This is a genomic window from Sporolactobacillus kofuensis (assembly GCF_024125425.1).
In the GTDB taxonomy this organism is placed as follows: Bacteria; Bacillota; Bacilli; order Bacillales; family Sporolactobacillaceae; genus Sporolactobacillus; species Sporolactobacillus kofuensis.
Map to the genome: position 1 here is coordinate 81,284 of NZ_JAMXWN010000011.1, position 17,207 is coordinate 98,490.

The 17,207-nt window shown below is 42.8% G+C and carries 15 protein-coding genes and 1 other RNA gene; 14 read left to right on the forward strand and 2 right to left on the reverse strand.

What is annotated here, in order from left to right; all coding sequences use genetic code 11:
• Positions 1-10: 10 nt before the first annotated feature.
• The 14 genes from NIE32_RS10180 (at position 11) to ssrA (ending at position 15,513) form a co-directional block, all read left to right on the forward strand.
• Positions 11-1,198 (forward strand): phosphoglycerate kinase, encoded by a 1,188-nt coding sequence (locus tag NIE32_RS10180; RefSeq protein ID WP_253076782.1) that lies wholly within the window; start codon positions 11-13, stop codon positions 1,196-1,198.
• A gap of 51 nt (positions 1,199-1,249) precedes the next feature.
• Positions 1,250-2,011 carry a triose-phosphate isomerase gene (gene tpiA, locus NIE32_RS10185; protein ID WP_253076783.1) on the forward strand — a complete coding sequence of 254 codons (762 nt, stop codon included), beginning with the start codon at positions 1,250-1,252 and terminating at the stop codon, positions 2,009-2,011.
• A gap of 119 nt (positions 2,012-2,130) precedes the next feature.
• Positions 2,131-3,414: a phosphopyruvate hydratase gene (eno, locus tag NIE32_RS10190; RefSeq protein ID WP_253076784.1), complete on the forward strand. Its 1,284-nt coding sequence runs from the start codon at positions 2,131-2,133 to the stop codon at positions 3,412-3,414.
• A gap of 261 nt (positions 3,415-3,675) precedes the next feature.
• Positions 3,676-5,094 carry a branched-chain amino acid transporter BcaP gene (bcaP, locus tag NIE32_RS10195; RefSeq protein WP_253076785.1) on the forward strand — a complete coding sequence of 473 codons (1,419 nt, stop codon included), beginning with the start codon at positions 3,676-3,678 and terminating at the stop codon, positions 5,092-5,094.
• 143 nt (positions 5,095-5,237) lie between these two features.
• Positions 5,238-5,471 (forward strand): preprotein translocase subunit SecG, encoded by a 234-nt coding sequence (gene secG / locus NIE32_RS10200; RefSeq protein ID WP_253076786.1) that lies wholly within the window; start codon positions 5,238-5,240, stop codon positions 5,469-5,471.
• A 282-nt stretch (positions 5,472-5,753) separates the two neighbouring features.
• The gene (locus NIE32_RS10205) at positions 5,754-6,503 is read left to right on the forward strand and encodes an alpha/beta hydrolase (RefSeq protein ID WP_253076787.1); all 750 of its coding nucleotides are present in this window, start codon (positions 5,754-5,756) and stop codon (positions 6,501-6,503) included.
• A gap of 19 nt (positions 6,504-6,522) precedes the next feature.
• Positions 6,523-8,850 carry a ribonuclease R gene (gene rnr, locus NIE32_RS10210; protein WP_253076788.1) on the forward strand — a complete coding sequence of 776 codons (2,328 nt, stop codon included), beginning with the start codon at positions 6,523-6,525 and terminating at the stop codon, positions 8,848-8,850.
• Positions 8,851-9,331: 481 nt separating this feature from the next.
• Positions 9,332-10,756, forward strand: a complete 1,425-nt coding sequence (gene treP, locus NIE32_RS10215; protein ID WP_253076789.1) for a PTS system trehalose-specific EIIBC component — start codon at positions 9,332-9,334, stop codon at positions 10,754-10,756.
• Between the two features lie 53 nt (positions 10,757-10,809).
• Positions 10,810-12,519, forward strand: coding sequence for an alpha,alpha-phosphotrehalase (gene treC / locus NIE32_RS10220; protein ID WP_253076790.1), 1,710 nt, complete (start codon positions 10,810-10,812; stop codon positions 12,517-12,519).
• Between the two features lie 197 nt (positions 12,520-12,716).
• The gene (gene treR, locus NIE32_RS10225) at positions 12,717-13,436 is read left to right on the forward strand and encodes a trehalose operon repressor (protein ID WP_253076791.1); all 720 of its coding nucleotides are present in this window, start codon (positions 12,717-12,719) and stop codon (positions 13,434-13,436) included.
• 16 nt (positions 13,437-13,452) lie between these two features.
• Positions 13,453-14,313: a Cof-type HAD-IIB family hydrolase gene (locus tag NIE32_RS10230; RefSeq protein WP_253076792.1), complete on the forward strand. Its 861-nt coding sequence runs from the start codon at positions 13,453-13,455 to the stop codon at positions 14,311-14,313.
• On the forward strand, positions 14,297-14,500 hold the full coding sequence (locus tag NIE32_RS10235; RefSeq protein ID WP_253076793.1) for a hypothetical protein: 204 nt from the start codon (positions 14,297-14,299) through the stop codon (positions 14,498-14,500). The genes NIE32_RS10230 and NIE32_RS10235 overlap by 17 nt, the downstream gene beginning before the upstream one ends.
• 90 nt (positions 14,501-14,590) lie before the next feature.
• A complete protein-coding gene (smpB, locus tag NIE32_RS10240) occupies positions 14,591-15,058 on the forward strand; it encodes an SsrA-binding protein SmpB (RefSeq protein ID WP_253076794.1) in 468 nt (155 codons plus the stop codon).
• A gap of 97 nt (positions 15,059-15,155) precedes the next feature.
• Positions 15,156-15,513: a transfer-messenger RNA gene (gene ssrA / locus NIE32_RS10245) on the forward strand.
• 134 nt (positions 15,514-15,647) lie between these two features.
• On the opposite strand, the gene NIE32_RS10250 is transcribed toward ssrA, so the two are convergent.
• Positions 15,648-16,814: a site-specific integrase gene (locus NIE32_RS10250; RefSeq protein ID WP_253076795.1), complete on the reverse strand. Its 1,167-nt coding sequence runs from the start codon at positions 16,812-16,814 to the stop codon at positions 15,648-15,650.
• A gap of 105 nt (positions 16,815-16,919) precedes the next feature.
• Complete coding sequence (locus tag NIE32_RS10255) at positions 16,920-17,180, reverse strand: helix-turn-helix domain-containing protein (protein ID WP_253076796.1); 261 nt, start codon at positions 17,178-17,180, stop codon at positions 16,920-16,922.
• Positions 17,181-17,207: the final 27 nt, after the last annotated feature.

Genomic DNA, 17,207 nt, shown 5'->3' on the forward strand with positions numbered 1-17,207 from the left:
GGGTCTAGGCATGGCAAAGAAAACCATTAAGGATATTGATGTTAAAGGCAAAAAAGTATTTTGCCGCGTTGACTTCAATGTTCCGCTTAGTGGAACAACGGTAACGGACGATACACGTATTCGTGCAGCGCTCCCAACCATCAATTACCTAATTGAAAACGGTGCTAAGATTATTCTTGCTTCTCACCTTGGCCGCCCGACGGCTGAAGACAAGGACTCATTCAAAATGGATCCTGTTGCAAAGCGCCTGAGTGAACTGCTCGGCAAGCCTGTTGCAAAAACAGACGAAGTTGTCGGACCTGAAGTTGAAGCAGCCGTTGCAAAGCTGAATGCAGGTGACGTTCTCCTTCTTGAAAACGTACGTTTTGAAAAAGGCGAAAAGAAAAATGATCCTGAACTCGCTAAAGCATTTGCATCACTTGCTGATGTTTATGTTAACGACGCGTTTGGTTCCGCTCACCGTGCTCACGCTTCAACAGAAGGTATTGCCAATTATCTGCCGGCTGTTGCAGGCTTCTTGATGGAAAAAGAATTGACGGTTATGGCAGAATCTCTGGATAACCCGAAACATCCGTTTACGGCAATTATTGGCGGTGCAAAAGTAACCGATAAAATTGGCGTAATCGAAAACCTGCTGGACAAGGTTGATAACCTGATTGTCGGCGGTGGTCTTTCCTACACATTTATTAAGGCTCAAGGCTACGGTATCGGTAAATCTCTGCTTGACGCAGATAAGCTGGACCTTGCAAAAGAATTTATGGAGAAAGCAAAGGAAAAAGGCGTTAACTTCCTGACTCCTGTTGATGCAGTTATTGCAGACGATTTCTCTGAAACAGCAAACAAGAAAGTTGTTGATGTTGACAGCATTCCTGACGGTTGGATGGGTCTTGATATCGGTCCGAAAACTGCAGAACTGTTTGCTGATGCAATCAAGAAATCTAAATTGGTTGTATGGAACGGTCCTATGGGCGTTTTTGAAATGGATGCATTTGCTAAAGGTACAGGTGCTGTAGCAGAAGCTCTTGCTGAAGCAACCGATGCAACGACAATCATCGGCGGTGGTGATTCAGCAGCGGCTGTTGAGAAATTCCACCTGGCAGAAAAAATGAGTCACATTTCAACAGGCGGTGGCGCGTCCCTCGAACTCATGGAAGGCAAAGTTCTTCCAGGCGTTGCTGCGCTTGATGACGCTGAATAATCTAAGCAAGATGATAAGGAATTAACCGCAAGAAAGGGTAGGTGTCCATTTATGTCACGTAAACCGATTATTGCCGGAAACTGGAAAATGAACAAAACAGTTAAGGAAGCACACGAATTCGTTGAAGCTGTTAAGGACAAAGTTCCTTCCGCAGACCTCGTTGATTCGGTTGTTGCCGCTCCTTTTCTCGCCCTTGATCGTATCGTTGCAGATAGCAAGGGTTCAGATCTGAAGATCAGCGCTGAAAACGTTCATTTTGAAAACTCCGGTGCATTTACGGGAGAAGTCAGCCCGGTTATGCTTGAAGATCTTGGCGTTCACTATGTAATCATTGGCCATTCTGAAAGAAGAGCAATGTTTGCAGAAACGGATGAAACAGTGAACAAAAAGGTGCTTGCTTCATTTGCACATCACCTGATTCCGATTGTCTGCGTTGGCGAAACGCTTGACGAACGTGAAGGTGGAAAGTGGCAAACTGTTGTCAAGAATCAAGTAACAAAAGCATTTGCAGGTGTTCCAAGTGATCAAGCTGTTGATGTTGTCGTTGCTTATGAACCAATCTGGGCCATTGGCACAGGTAAATCTGCTTCTTCTGAAGATGCAAATGAAGTGTGCGCGTACATTCGTGAAACAATCTCAGGTCTTTATGATGAAGCAACAGCTGCAAAAGTACGTATTCAATACGGCGGCAGCGTAAAACCAGCAACGATTGGCGACTTGCTCGCTCAATCTGACATCGACGGTGCACTTGTCGGCGGTGCCAGCCTGGATCCAGAATCATTCCTTGCACTGCTCGAAGCGGTTAAAGGTTGATTTTGCAACGCACATTAAAGATGAACTTTATGCAAGGAATCCGTCCTTTATCGTCCGGACATAATGGGCAGATTCCATTGTACTTAATAATTCTATATGATCATAAGGAGAGATAACGTATGTCTCAAATCGTTGAAGTTTACGGACGCGAAGTGCTCGACTCTCGCGGTAACCCAACTGTTGAAGTTGAAGTATACACAGAAGACGGCGGCAAAGGCCGCGCACTTGTTCCAAGTGGTGCTTCTACTGGTGAACACGAAGCTGTTGAATTACGTGACGGTGACAAGAGCCGTTACGGTGGCAAAGGTGTTCTGAAAGCTGTAAAGAATGTTAATGAACTTATCGCTCCTGAAGTAATCGGCATGGAAGTTCAAGACCAAGTAGCTCTTGACCAAGCAATGATCGATCTTGACGGAACAGAAAACAAAGGTAAATTGGGTGCCAATGCAATTCTTGGTGTATCCCTTGCTGCTGCTAATGCTGCTGCAGACGAACTTGGTGTTCCGCTGTACCGTTACCTCGGTGGTGTGAACGCAAAAGTTCTCCCTACACCAATGATGAACATCCTTAATGGTGGGAAACACGCAGACAACAGTGTTGACTTCCAGGAATTCATGATCATGCCTGTAGGCGCTGATTCAATCAGCGAAGCAGTACGTATTGGTGCAGAAGTATACCACGCACTGAAATCCGTTCTTTCTGCTAAAGGTCACCTGACAGCTGTCGGCGACGAAGGCGGTTTTGCACCTAACCTGAAGAACAACGAAGAAGTGCTTGATACGATTCTTGAAGCAATTGAAAAAGCAGGTTACAAACCAGGTGAAGACGTTAAACTGGCTATTGACCCTGCTTCCTCTGAATTGTTTGAAGACGGCAAGTACAATTTCAAAGGTGAAGGCGTCGTAAGAACTACAGACGAAATGATTGAATACTACACGAAACTCGTTGAAAAGTACCCGATCATTTCGATCGAAGACGGCCTTGATGAAAATGATTGGGAAGGCTGGCAAAAACTTACTAAGGCAATCGGTGACAAAGTTCAATTGGTTGGTGACGACCTGTTTGTAACGAACACAGATTACCTGAAGAAAGGTATTGACCTTGGCGTTGCCAACTCAATTCTTATCAAAGTTAACCAAATCGGTACTTTGACAGAAACATTGAACGCGATCCAAATGGCACAAAAAGCAGGTTACACTGCAGTTGTTTCTCACCGCTCAGGTGAAACAGAAGATACATCAATCGCTGACATCGTTGTTGCAACGAATGCCGGTGAAATCAAGACTGGTTCTCTTGCAAGAACTGACCGTATTGCGAAGTACAACCAGTTGATCAGAATCGAAGACGATCTCGCTAATTCAGCTGAATACCTTGGCGACGCTTCGTTCTACAACATTAAATAATTTGTTTTTGACTAAAATCTCCAGCTGATTAGCTGGAGATTTTTTTTGCTTTAAACTATTCGGATTCGTTGTGAATTTTGAAAAATGTTCATAACCAACGAAATCAGTACCTTTACATAGGACTTGGTACCATGAAGAATTTTTTTTACAACTTAAAGGAAAAATAGATAAAAAAGTCACTCAAACAATCGTTTGAATACAAACAATAATAAGAAGAGTCCTTAAGTTGTAAATGATGGCAAACAGAAGGAGTTTTTTGTAATGAGGTTTTCGAGCGTTTGGTTAAGGAAAAAACCGATGGATTATACGCTCCATCAGGCAAGTGGTAAGAGCGGGTTGCAGAAAGCGATGACTGCGTTCGATCTCACGATGCTTGGTATCGGTGCGGTCATAGGAACCGGGATCTTTGTTATGACCGGTATCGTTGCTGCTAATGATGCTGGGCCAGCCATTATTTTGTCTTTTGTATTGTCGGGGATTGCGTGTGCATTTGCGGCATTGTGCTATGCGGAATTTGCATCGATGATTCCGGCTTCCGGTAGTGCCTACACATACAGTTATACAGTCTTCGGAGAATTGTTCGCATGGATTCTTGGTTGGGATCTCATCCTTGAATACGGACTTGCCTGTTCGGTTGTAGCAAGCGGATGGTCTGCTTATCTTCAGGAATTGATGAAAGGATTTGGCATGCAATTACCTGTAGCAATTAGTGCCGCATTCAATCCTGGAAAAGGGACCTATGTTGATGTGATGGCAACGGTGATTGTCCTTTTGCTTTCGGCAGTTCTGTTAAGCGGTGTAAAAGAATCCAGCCGAATTAACGATATTATGGTTCTCATTAAAATTGGTGTTGTTTTGTTGTTTGTTGTTGTCGGCGCCTTTTACGTGAAACCTTCAAACTGGACGCCATTTATGCCTTATGGGTTTGGCGGGGTCATAAAAGGGGCAGCGACTGCTTTCCTCGCCTACATTGGTTTCGATGCAGTATCCTCCGCGTCGGAAGAGGTGCGGAGACCCCAGCGTGATATGCCAATAGGGATTTTGTCTTCACTCGCTGTTTGTATGATTTTGTATATTGCGGTTTCGGTTGTATTAACCGGTATGGTCCCTTACCCTCAGTTGAACGTCGGTGATCCGGTTGCCTTTGCCCTTCGATTTGTCCATCAGGATTGGGTAGCAGGTTTTGTATCACTTGGTGCGATCCTTGGTATTACTACAGTCTTGTTTGTGATGATGTACGGTCAGACTCGACTATTTTTTGCAATTAGTCGGGATGGACTTCTTCCTAAGTCGATTGCAAAACTAACAAAGAAATCAAAAACACCCGTCATCAGCATTCTGCTTACTTGGATCATGGCGACCTTATTTTCAGCTTTTGTTCCACTTAATGAACTCGCACAACTTGTGAATATCGGTACGCTGTTTGCCTTCATTGTCGTATCGATCGGCGTTGTTGTTCTTCGCGTGAAACGCCCAGATATTAAACGGAATTTCAAAGTGCCTTTTATCTACGTCATTCCATTTCTCGCTGTGCTCTCATGTGGATTTCTCATGGTTAATCTGTCCGGGCAGACTTGGATTCGTTTCTTAATCTGGTTCGACATTGGTTTAATCATTTACTTTGTATTCGGTTATAGGCACAGTGAACTTGGCAAAATGATTCGGCAAACGGAAAAGTGATCTTTGCGATTTGAGAAAGAGAAGTGAGAATGCTTCTTTTTCTCTTTTTTTGGTGGGAACTGATGTTGCTCTTAGATCGCCTGTATGGTACATTTAGACTAATGACGATATGAACGTTGATTCGAAGATAGGGGTACATTGAGATGCATACATTTTTGTTAACCGTTATGATTATTTCAGCTGTAATTGTTATTGCACTTGTTTTAATTCAAAGAAGCCAAGGCGATGGTCTATCAGAGGCAATCACCGGGGGTGCGGAACAGTTGTTCAGCAAACAGAAGGCAAGGGGTATTGAAGTCGGCATCAAACGATTGACGATCTTCTTCTCAATTATTTTCTTTGCCTGTGCATTCTTAATTGGCTATTACTTTAAATAAGTGGTAAGTTTAGTGAACCGGAGCTAACCCTCCGGTTTTTGGTCTATTTTGGTGAAAAATAATTACCCTGAACGACGAATAGGAGCTGCCTAGTTATAAGAAACTATTAATTGGAACGCCCACTGTTGTGAGAAAATTGAAGCACGTGCATCCCGTACCATTTTGTTTCCTTTAGACCAATCCGCAGATATAGCGTATAATGTATTTGGAAGAAGATGCCTTTTCATAACATGCTCAGAAAATGCATCAATCGGAATTCTTGGGTAGGGGGATATGGTTAGGATGCGAATTAGAGCACCAAGGCCCTTTTTCCTTGAATCCGGCAAACGTGCCGTACTGCTTCTTCATGGATTCACCGGAAATTCAGCCGATGTTTGGCAGATTGGCCGCTATCTGCATCAATTTGGGTATACCTGTTACGGACCCATTTATTCCGGACATGGTGGACCTCCAGAGGAATTGCTTCCAACTGGTCCGAATGATTGGTGGCGTGATGTCCGGCAAGCCTTTGAATTTTTGCAAGAGCATGGCTACGCCGAAATTGCGGTTTGCGGCCTTTCATTAGGCGGGGTTTTTTCTCTTAAATGTGGTTACACTTTTTCAGTGAAGGGTATTGTGCCGATGTGTGCCCCGGCGTTCTCCGGAATGCAGGATCAATTGCTGGCCGGCACCTTGGCCAATGCGCGAAAGTATAAGCAGTATCAAGGAAAAAGCGAAACAACCATTGATGCAGAGTTGGTGGCATTTAAAAGAAAGATTCCGGAGGTACTGAACCATCTAGGTGGATTGATCGATGAAGTGCGGGAACAGAGTGCTCAAATTACTGTGCCGACATTAATCGTTCAAGCACGTAAGGATGAAATGATCCCTCCGAATAGTGCGCAGTACTTCTATCAGCATATTAAATCTGCGGACAAGCAATTAAAGTGGTATGAAAATTCAACACATGTGATTACGTTAGGAACAGAAAAAGTGCAGCTTCATCAGGATATCTATGCGTTTCTTGAAAGCCTGGATTGGTCTGTTTCCTAAGAACAGGGAGGTTTACGACATGGCGGAAGAGCGCATTCAGAAAATCCTGAATTATATGCGAGAAGAAACTTACCGGCCGATGACATTAAAAGAACTTGAGGTTGCTTTTGAATTAAGCCAGCCCGAAGAGTTCACCGACTTAGTGAAAATGATGAACGAATTAGAAGAACAAGGTCAAGTGATTCGAACACGTGCGGATCGTTACGGATTGCCTGAAAAAATGAATTTAATGAAGGGGAGAGTACAGGCGCACGCTAAGGGCTTCGCTTTTATTATCCCTGAGGATGAAAAACTTGATGATGTGTTCGTCGGTCCAAATGATCTTGCAGGAGCGATGAACGGTGATACAGTGGTTATTCGTGTATCACATAAATCAACAGGTGAACGACCAGAGGGTACAGTGATCCGCATTCTCGAACGGGCGGTTACGAAAGTGGTTGGTACATTCAATGCCGGCCGTCACTTTGGCTTTGTGATTCCTGATGATAAAAAAATAAATGGTGACATTTTTATTCCTGAAAATGCAGAGCATGGTGCAATGGAGGGCCATAAAGTTGTTGCTGAAATTACCAAATACCCGGAAGGCAGAAAGAACGCAGAAGGTATGGTCACCCAAATTCTCGGGCATAAGAACGACCCGGGCGTTGATATTCTATCGGTTATTTACAAGCATGATTTGCCGCTGGAATACCCTCCTGAAGTGCTCTCTGAGGCTGAGGCTGTTCCGGATGAATTGACTGAAAAAGATTATGAAGGACGGCGCGACTTGCGTGGTGAGACTATTGTCACCATTGATGGCGAAGATTCCAAGGACTTGGATGACGCTGTAACGGTTTCGCGTCTTGACAACGGTAACTACAAGCTCGGCGTACATATTGCTGATGTTAGTTATTATGTGACCGAGGGATCGGCGCTTAATGCTGAAGCTTATGAACGTGGAACGAGTGTCTATTTGGTCGATCGCGTTATTCCGATGATTCCACATCGTTTATCCAATGGAATCTGCAGTTTGAATCCGCATGTTGACCGACTGACAATCAGCTGTGAAATGGAGATTAATCCAAAAGGCGAAGTTGTCGGTCATGATATTTTTCCAAGTGTTATTCGATCAACGGAACGAATGACATACAACAATGTGCGTAAGATCTTAAAACGTGAAGATGATGAAGTTCTGGAACGCTATCATGATCTGATTCCATTCTTTGATCAAATGGCCGAACTTGCAAGTATTCTTGAGAAACATCGTCAAGATCGTGGTGCGATTGACTTTGATTTTACGGAAGCAAAGATCATTGTTGATGAACAAGGAAAACCGGTAGACGTCGTCGTGCGTGAACGTACGGTTGCCGAACGCTTGATCGAATCCTTTATGCTGGCTGCGAATGAGACAGTCGCTGAACATGTTGATAAATTGCATCTGCCGTTCATTTATCGTGTTCACGAAGAACCGAATGCGGAAAAATTGGAGAAATTCTTTGATTTCGTTGTCAATTTTGGTTATGTTCTGCATGGTTCTCCGGATAATGTCCATCCGCGTACCTTACAGTCACTACTTGAAAAGGCAAAAGGGCAACCTGAGGAAGCGGTTATTAGTACCGTCATGCTACGTTCAATGGCTAAGGCGAAATATGACGACACTTGCTTAGGTCACTTTGGCTTATCTACCGAATATTACACACACTTTACTTCTCCGATCCGCCGTTATCCGGATTTAACGGTCCATCGTCTTCTCCGTAAATATTTGTTTGAGAAGAAGACCGATCCGAAGACAATAGCCTATTGGAAAGCGGAAATGCCGGAAATCGCAAAGCATACATCCGAATGTGAGCAACGTGCGGTGGAAGCGGAACGTGATACAGACGACTTGAAGAAAGCAGAATACATGCAGGATAAGGTTGGAGAAACCTTCTCCGGCGTTGTGAGCGGTGTGACAAACTTCGGCTTATTCGTGGAATTGCCAAATACGATCGAAGGTTTGGTTCATATCAGCTATCTGACTGATGATTACTATCACTACAGTGAAGAAAATATGGCGTTGGTTGGTGAACGTACCGGCCATCTGTATCGGATTGGCGACGAAATCGAAGTGCGCGTTCTGGATGTCAATATGGAAGAACATGCGGTTGACTTCGAAGTTGTTGGCATGAAGCCGCAGAAGCCTCGCCAAAAAAAATCAAGACCAACGATTATTCAAGGAAAGACCGGCCCAAGCAATGGTGGCAATAAGAAGAGTTTTGGAGACAGAAACGGGAGACGTTCTGACTCGCGAAATGGTAACCGTGGAGGTCGCAATGGCGGCAGCCGTGGAGGAAATGGTAATTTCTATTCAAAAGGTAGAAGCAAATAAGATAAGTCAATAATGAAAAGCACCGCACGATTGGAAGATTCCAATCGCGCGGTGCTTTTTTGCAAGTAAAGAAAGTAGATGTGATTGAACGCGCAGATGCGAGACGCCTGCGGGATTAGGTGCCAGCGAGCAATCGGAGCGGACCCAGGCCAAATGCAACGCGAAAGCTACAGTATCCTGCATAAGTAAGGACTGGGCTTAGCGTAGTTTTGCTAATATTCGTCTTTGGGATATGGACAAGTATTTATATATACAAATATTAAAAAATGTATTATTTGACTATACAAATATAAATGAAAGCGCTATAATTAAAAAGTCAAAGAAGCTAATCTTTTTTAAATAGGATTGACAATTGGTGTAACGGCCGTACATCAATGCTCATCCATGAAGTTGGTATTATCTATCTTTTTTTGTAACCGTTTGCGTTTAAAAACGATTTCTTGCATTAATTCACGAAAAAATGATTATGGGAGTGAATCAGATGGCTGTTGTAACCGAAGAATCCGTAAAACAGATCATTGAAACTGTAGGCGGAAATGAAAATATTAATGCTGCGACGCATTGTGTGACGCGGCTTCGCCTGATTCTTAAAGATGAAAATAAAGTCGATAAAGAAAAATTGGATAAACTTGATTTAGTCAAAGGTTTCTTTTCAGCGAATGGTCAGTTTCAAATTGTGATTGGAAATGGAACCGTTGACAAAGTGTATGATCTATTTGTACGGCTCACAGGTATCGGCGAATCAACCAAGCAAGAAGTGAAAGATGCCGCTGCCGAGAAGATGAATCCCCTGCAGAAGGGCATTAAAACGCTGGCTGATATTTTTATTCCTATTCTTCCTGCAATCGTTACCGCCGGTTTATTGATGGGGATTAACAACGTTCTCGCGAATCCTGGTATCTTCTTTCAAAAATCTGTAGTCGAAGCTTATCCTCAATGGAAGGACTTTGCAGATATTATCTTAGTTATTGCCAATACGTCTTTCGTCTTTTTACCAGCGTTAATCGGATGGTCAGCAGTTAAAAAGTTCGGTGGCAATCCGCTTCTTGGTATTGTTCTTGGGCTCGTTCTCGTTCATCCTTCCTTGCTCAATGCATACGGTTTGGCTGAAGCACAAACCAAAGGTACGGTTCCGATTTGGAATTTGTTTGGTCTGCACATCGACAAAGTGGGTTATCAGGGGCAAGTGCTTCCAGTTCTTGTTGCTTCTTATGTTTTAGCTAGGCTTGAACTTTTTCTGAAAAAGCATGTTGCGGATTCGATTCAATTGCTGGTGGTAGCGCCGGTAGCATTACTTGTAACCGGATTGCTCGCATTCACAATTATTGGGCCGATCACTTTGACTCTTGCAAACTGGATCACCGCCGGTATCGTTGGCTTGTTCCACTATGTTCCATTACTCGGCGGTTTGGTATACGGCTTCTTCTATGGTGTATTAGTTATCACCGGTATGCATCAGATTTTCCTTGCTGTGGACTTACAGCTGATTGGAAGCACTGGTTCAACGTTCTTATGGCCAATGCTCGCACTTTCGAATATCGCACAAGGTGCGGCGGCTTTTGCTGTCTTCTTAATGGCGCGCGATGCTAAATTGAAAGGCTTGGCAATGACATCGTCAGTATCTGCTTGGCTTGGCATCACAGAACCGGCGATGTTCGGAGTCAATCTAAGATTCCGTTATCCATTCCTTGCTGCGATTATCAGTTCTGGGATTGCCGGCGCATTTATCACATTATGCGGTGTTAAAGCTACTTCAGTAGGAATTGGCGGGCTTCCAGGATTCTTGTCCATCATTCCTAAATATTGGGGTCCATTCTTCATTGGTATGTTGATCGTGCTCGTCTTGCCGTTTGTATTAACCTATATATTCTCCAAATTCAGCAAGAAGCGGATTAACGAAGAGTAAAGAAAAGAACATAGAGATAAGGTGCAAAGTCTAATTGATTGGGTGTGAAATGCATGCAAGAAAATTGGTGGAAAAAAGCAACCGTCTACCAGATCTATCCGAAGAGTTTCTGTGATACGAATGGTGACGGAATCGGTGATATTAATGGGATAATTGAAAAATTGGATTATCTAAAGAAGTTAGGTGTTGACGTGCTTTGGCTGACGCCGATGTACCGATCACCGCAAAAAGATAACGGATATGACATTAGTGATTACTATAGCCTTCAGTCAGAGTACGGCACCATGCAAGATTTGGAGCATCTCTTTTCTGAAGCACACAAACGTGATTTGAAGATCGTGATGGATATTGTTGTGAATCACACCTCAACAGAGCATCACTGGTTCAAAGAAGCATTGAGCAATGTTGATAGCCCATATCGTGATTATTATATTTGGCGCAATCCAGGCAAAGATGGCGGAGCTCCAAATAACTGGCAATCGAAATTTGGCGGTCCCGCTTGGCAGCTCGATGAAAAAAGCGGACAGTACTATTTGCATCTGTATGATGTCACACAGGCAGACCTTAACTGGGAAAATGAGGCAGTTCGCGCGGACGTCTATAAGATGATGAATTATTGGCTGGATAAAGGGGTGGATGGTTTTCGTCTTGATGTCATCAATGTGATTTCAAAGGATCAGCATTTTCCGGATGATCACGATCCGAACTCACCTGGAGACGGTCGACCCTTTTATACGGACGGACCACGCATTCACGAATTCTTGCATGAAATGAACCAGCGTGTATTCAGCAAACGATCAGGGACAATTACTGTCGGAGAAATGTCGTCGACTACGATTGAGAATTGTATCCAATACACCAATCCTAAATCAGAAGAATTAAGCATGGCCTTTAATTTCCATCACCTGAAAGTCGATTACCCGAATGGGCAGAAATGGGCACTGGGCAAACTCGACCTTCCTGAATTAAAAAGAGTCCTGTCTGAATGGCAAAAAGGCATGCATGATGGTGGTGGCTGGAACGCGCTATTCTGGTGCAATCATGACCAACCACGCATTGTTTCTCGGTTTGGCGATGAAGGTAACTATCGCGTTGAATCAGCCAAAATGCTTGCAACGACATTGCACATGCTGCAAGGCACGCCTTACGTATACCAGGGCGAAGAAATCGGGATGACGAACCCGAACTTTGACCGTATTGAAGACTATCGAGATGTTGAATCTTTAAATGCATATCAGATCATGAAACACGAGGGCAAGCCGGAATCTGAAATTTTAGCCATCTTAAGGCAAAAATCAAGGGATAACGGTCGAACACCGGTGCAGTGGAGTGCGGCTCATCAGGGCGGATTTACATCGGGAACACCGTGGATTTCCGTTGCGGAGCCTTATCGAACAATTAATGTGGCGTCAGCATTACAGGATCCGAATTCGGTTTTCTACCACTATCAACAACTCATTGCCTTGCGAAAAAAATACGATGTCATTGTTTACGGCGATTTTACACTCATCCTTCCTGATGATCCGCAAATCTTTGCTTATCTGCGTACTTGGAAGAATGAACAAATACTCGTGATCAGCAACTTTTGCAATCAGAATCATTCATTTTCAGGCCTTAAAGGCTGGGATTTGAGCCAATACACGAGTGAGCTTCTGATTAGCAATTACAAGGATTCACAGCGACTTTCAGAATCAATGGTGTTGCGTCCATTCGAGTCGATTGCTTACCATCTGACCAGGAAATCAGTTCGTTCACCAATTTGATCGTTTTGTTAAGGCTTTCATGACAAACATTTGGTATACTAATAGTGAACATGCAGAATAAAAGGGCAAATGATTTGCCCTTTTATTTACTTTTTCATTAGAAAAAAGCAATGGATAGTCGCATCACTTTTTTCTATGCACGATGCCAAATAACCCCATGGCAGAAGGCAATGACTGCGAGAAGGGGAGGCGTGACGATGGGAAAGAGCAAATTCAACGCCATCTATAATGATCTTAGTGAAAAAATACACGATCAATTGATTAAAGCAGGGGCACTGCTGCCCACTGAGAATGAGCTGAGTGAACAGTATCATGCATCGCGGGAGACCATTCGGAAGGCATTGGCGATGTTGTCGCGTAATGGCTACATCCAGAAGGTTCAAGGGAAGGGATCCATTGTTCTCGATGTTACCCGGCAGAACTTCCCTATTTCGGGATTGACCAGTTTCCGTGAACTTGCCAACCATTCAAAGGATAAATGGAAGACCAAAGTTCATCAACTTGTTCTCTTAAAGTCAGATGAGCACTTAAGAATGCTGATGAATTTGACAGCGGATCAAGCCGTTTGGAAAGTGATCCGCTCACGCTCAGTGAACAATGAAGCAGTAATTCTAGATAAGGATTATTTGATTCAAAGTATTGTGCCAATGCTGACAGCGGACAATTGTGAGCGTTCCTTGTATGATTATATTGAGCATGAACTGGGGCTACGTATCGGTTTTGCAAAGAAGGAAATTACTGTTGAACATGCGACTGCCGAAGATCAACGCTATTTAACTTTGAATCGTGATACGCAAGTAGTTGTTGTGCGCAGTTTGGTTTATCTGGAGAATGCGGAACTTTTCCAATATACCGAATCGAGACATCGTGCGGATAAGTTTCGATTTGTTGACTTTGCACGTCGTGAACATCAATGATGATTAGGAGGATTCGATGATAAAATTACTGGCAATGGATATGGATGGAACATTATTGAATAAACACCGTGAAATCAGTTGGGAAAATTTAAAAGCGTTGCGCTATGCGCGCTCCAAGGGTGTCATTTTAGCGATTGCATCAGGACGCGCTTTTTTTGATATTAAAAGCAAGATGAGAGAAGTCGATATAGAAACACATTTGATTGGTACAAATGGTGCAACCATTCATACATCAGAAGGAAAACTGCTCGGCGCTGATTTTCTCAATCGTAGCGAGGCACTCCAAATCGTTAAAGAACTCGTTGAGCAAAACTACTATATTGGCGTTTATTCAGAGCACCATATCTATGTCCCTGAGAAAGGTACGGAGTGGCTTCGCGATGAACTGCATCGACTAGGAATAAATGAAGATCGTTCGGTTGGGTTTCAAGGCGCGACTCGTGATGATTTTTACCGATTTGTTGACGACTGGAGCATGTTTGAGAATAGAGATACAGAATTCTCGAAGATTATTATTTTCTCTTATGATGACGAGAAATTGAATAAGGCACGTGCGATCTATGAGGCGAAACATCGTTATAATATCGTTTCGAGCGGTACGGGAAACTTTGAGATTATGCCTCCGAATGTATCCAAAGGTAATGCGCTGGACCACTTAGCACATTATCTTGGCATTCCGACCAGTCAGGTGATGGCCATCGGTGACAATTACAACGATCTGTCGATGTTTGAGGTCGCAGGGATCGCTGTTGCGATGGGCAATGCGGATGACGAGATCAAAGCCGTCTGTGACCGAGTGACAACCAATTATGATGTTGATGGAGTGGCGCGAGCGATTTACGAAGAACTTGGCTATCCTGATGGAGAAAAAGCGTGAACTGATGAAGAAGACGCTGCATTATACAGGTTTGTTTCTGCTTTGTTTTGTAATTCAATGGTTTTGGTTCACTCAAATCATGACGAAGTCGCAGAAAACGCCGCCGGAGATGCTGCTCACCTCAGTTGTTTTTATCGTGATTGTCGTTTTATTGGACCTTGTCCCCAAAAAACGGATCAATAAGTAAAATGAGTTAGCTGCTCTTTAAAGCGCTTGCCCATTTCTATTCGAATGACCTATAATGAAACAATGAATGAACGTTTGGCAGGTGTTGAGTATGGGAAAAGGTGAGAGCCGTGTTCTCGCGCAAAATCGAAAAGCAAGCCACGAATATTTTATTGAAGAGACCGTGGAGGCAGGGCTTGTGCTCCAAGGTACGGAAATCAAGTCGATTCGTCGAGGAAAGGTCAATATTCAGGATGCGTTTGCTCGTGTGGAAAATGGTGAAGCATTTGTTTATAACATGCACATTAGTCAGTATGAGCAAGGAAACCGATACAATCATGATCCGCTCCGAACACGCAAGTTGCTGATGCATCAGAAGGAAATCAACAAACTAGGTCCTGCTGCAGATAAAGCTGGCTATGCCTTAATTCCACTCAAGATCTATATCAAGAATGGATTTGCGAAAGTTCTTGTGGGCCTTGGTCGAGGCAAGAAAATGTACGACAAACGTGAGTCATTGAAGAAACAGACGGCGCAACGCGAAATGCAGCGTGCATTCCGTGATCACCAGAAAATGTAAGTTGAAAAGGTTGCCCAGCTTTGCTATAATGACCTTACTGTGTTATTGACAGTTACAGTTATGGATGATTCACCGCAAGTCCCGTTGTTTATATAACGGGGACGTTACGGATTCGACAGGGGTAGGTCGGGTTTAAGCGGCGAGCCGAGGGGGTCGGCCTCGTAAAAACGCCAAAGCCATAACTGGCAAAACGAATAACAACCTCGCTTTAGCTGCCTAATCAGTTTTAGCGGTCCCTCCCTCCATTGCCCATGTGGTAGGATCAGGGACTCACTCTAGTGGGATACGCTGGACGCCCGCATCCTGAGGGCTAAGGAAGAGAACAATCGGGATAGCTTCGCGAAAGCCTGTCGGTGGGCCGACGCCGAAGCGAAATGCTAATATGCCGACTACGCTCGTAGAAACTTAAATCACGATGCTTCTGGACGTGGGTTCGACTCCCACCGTCTCCATAAAATGGAAATCAAACGATTTCACAGAGTGTCAAAACCCTTGATAATACAAGGTTTTGACACTTTTTTAATTTCAATGGGTTTCAGTGAATGTCATTTAAAAATAGTCAATTTATAGTCGAAAAATAGTCAGTGACTTAACCTTCTAAATAGCTCACGAACTTTTGAATAGCGCCTTCTTTTGCCTTCTTCGTCACATGCGTATAAATGTCTAATGTAGTTTTTACATCAGAGTGGCCTAAACGATCTTGAACTTCTTTAATGCTTGCTCCAGCTTCGAATAAAAGAGAGCAATGTGTATGGCGTAGGCCATGTGGCGACACACGCTTTAAAGAATATTTATTTTGCACGCTATACATCCACTTTTGAACTTGTCCTGGCTGGATATATTCATTTTTTGTATTACTGAACATCAACTGATTTCTTTTCAACGTGTTAATACCTAGTTGAATATATTGCTGCTTCTGATGTTTATTCCATTCTTTCAAGATCAATAAAGTTGTTTCATCTAGTTTTATTGTGCGTGGCTTGCCGGTTTTGGTTGTTTTTAAATAAAGTTGTGTTTGTTTACCACGACCAATTGCTTTATTGATTGTGAGTTCACTTTCTACAAAGTTAACATCATTCCAAGTTATTGCTAGTGCCTCGCTTTTTCGCATCCCTGTATAGGCAATTAAACGTAATAGAGCATATGCCTTAAAGTTAAGATGCTCTTTTGCCTTTTCTAAAAATGTAATTAGCTCATCTTTAATATAAAAGTTTTCGCTTCCTTCTTCTACCCTTTCAGTAAATGCTTTCTTTATTTTTGTCTCAACATGGGTGAATGGATTTGTTTGAATAAAACTATGAACAATAGCATAGTCTAAAACTTTTTTTGCATAAGACTTAATTGTACGTGCTTTTTGTACTTTCGCAGCCCATTCGTTGTAGTGTTTTTGACAAATAGCGATCGTAATCTTTTCGATACGATAATTGCCCATAGCAGGTAAGATATGATTTTTGAAGTAGCCTGCTGTTTTAACAAACGTACTTTCTTCTACAGTTTTTTCATATTGAGTAATCCATAAATCATAAAGTTCTTGATATGTTTCAACTCTGGTTTGTTTATAAGTTCCATCTGCGACCTTCACTTTTATACGATTAAGTTCTAATTCAGCTTCCTTTTTTGTTCTAAAGCCGCGACGGGTGGTATTCTTTGCTTTACCTGTTAATTCATCTACTCCTAAATACACACGGAACATATACATGGTTTTTCCGGATTTATCTTGATAGCTTTTAATGGGTGATGTTTTTTTGTTTGTCATAAAATTTTCCTCCTAATATCATTGCGGGGGCAAGATATAAAAGGAGAGGAGTTACCCTCTATCGACATTATAATCGATTTAAAGGATAATTCCTCTCATTAAATACTAGAAAATATGTTGTTCAAGGAAACGGTCAATTTCTTTTTTAGAAACTCGTTTAACCCCATCAATTTCAGATATTTTTAAACCCATCACACGAAATTTCTTTAGTGTATTAGGAGAAACGTTTAAGTAAGTTGCAGCTTCTTTTAGTGACATCCATTCACTATCTATGAATGAGTCTTTTAAAGATGAGATTGTTTTGGTTACAACTGTTGATATGAGTTTTTCGATATTTGTTTTGTTAATCGTTTCATAATCATGCATAGTAATCCCCCTCCTTTATTGTCCAAG

Coding starts and splice junctions, on each gene's coding strand:
- smpB (WP_253076794.1), top strand. CDS start 14,591: ATGGGAAAAGGTGAGAGCCGTGTTCTCGCGCAAAATCGAAAAGCAAGC.
- NIE32_RS10235 (WP_253076793.1), top strand. CDS start 14,297: ATGGAGAAAAAGCGTGAACTGATGAAGAAGACGCTGCATTATACAGGT.
- eno (WP_253076784.1), top strand. CDS start 2,131: ATGTCTCAAATCGTTGAAGTTTACGGACGCGAAGTGCTCGACTCTCGC.
- bcaP (WP_253076785.1), top strand. CDS start 3,676: ATGAGGTTTTCGAGCGTTTGGTTAAGGAAAAAACCGATGGATTATACG.
- treC (WP_253076790.1), top strand. CDS start 10,810: ATGCAAGAAAATTGGTGGAAAAAAGCAACCGTCTACCAGATCTATCCG.
- secG (WP_253076786.1), top strand. CDS start 5,238: ATGCATACATTTTTGTTAACCGTTATGATTATTTCAGCTGTAATTGTT.
- NIE32_RS10250 (WP_253076795.1), bottom strand. CDS start 16,814: ATGACAAACAAAAAAACATCACCCATTAAAAGCTATCAAGATAAATCC.
- NIE32_RS10205 (WP_253076787.1), top strand. CDS start 5,754: ATGCGAATTAGAGCACCAAGGCCCTTTTTCCTTGAATCCGGCAAACGT.
- tpiA (WP_253076783.1), top strand. CDS start 1,250: ATGTCACGTAAACCGATTATTGCCGGAAACTGGAAAATGAACAAAACA.
- treP (WP_253076789.1), top strand. CDS start 9,332: ATGGCTGTTGTAACCGAAGAATCCGTAAAACAGATCATTGAAACTGTA.
- NIE32_RS10255 (WP_253076796.1), bottom strand. CDS start 17,180: ATGCATGATTATGAAACGATTAACAAAACAAATATCGAAAAACTCATA.
- treR (WP_253076791.1), top strand. CDS start 12,717: ATGGGAAAGAGCAAATTCAACGCCATCTATAATGATCTTAGTGAAAAA.
- NIE32_RS10230 (WP_253076792.1), top strand. CDS start 13,453: ATGATAAAATTACTGGCAATGGATATGGATGGAACATTATTGAATAAA.
- NIE32_RS10180 (WP_253076782.1), top strand. CDS start 11: ATGGCAAAGAAAACCATTAAGGATATTGATGTTAAAGGCAAAAAAGTA.
- rnr (WP_253076788.1), top strand. CDS start 6,523: ATGGCGGAAGAGCGCATTCAGAAAATCCTGAATTATATGCGAGAAGAA.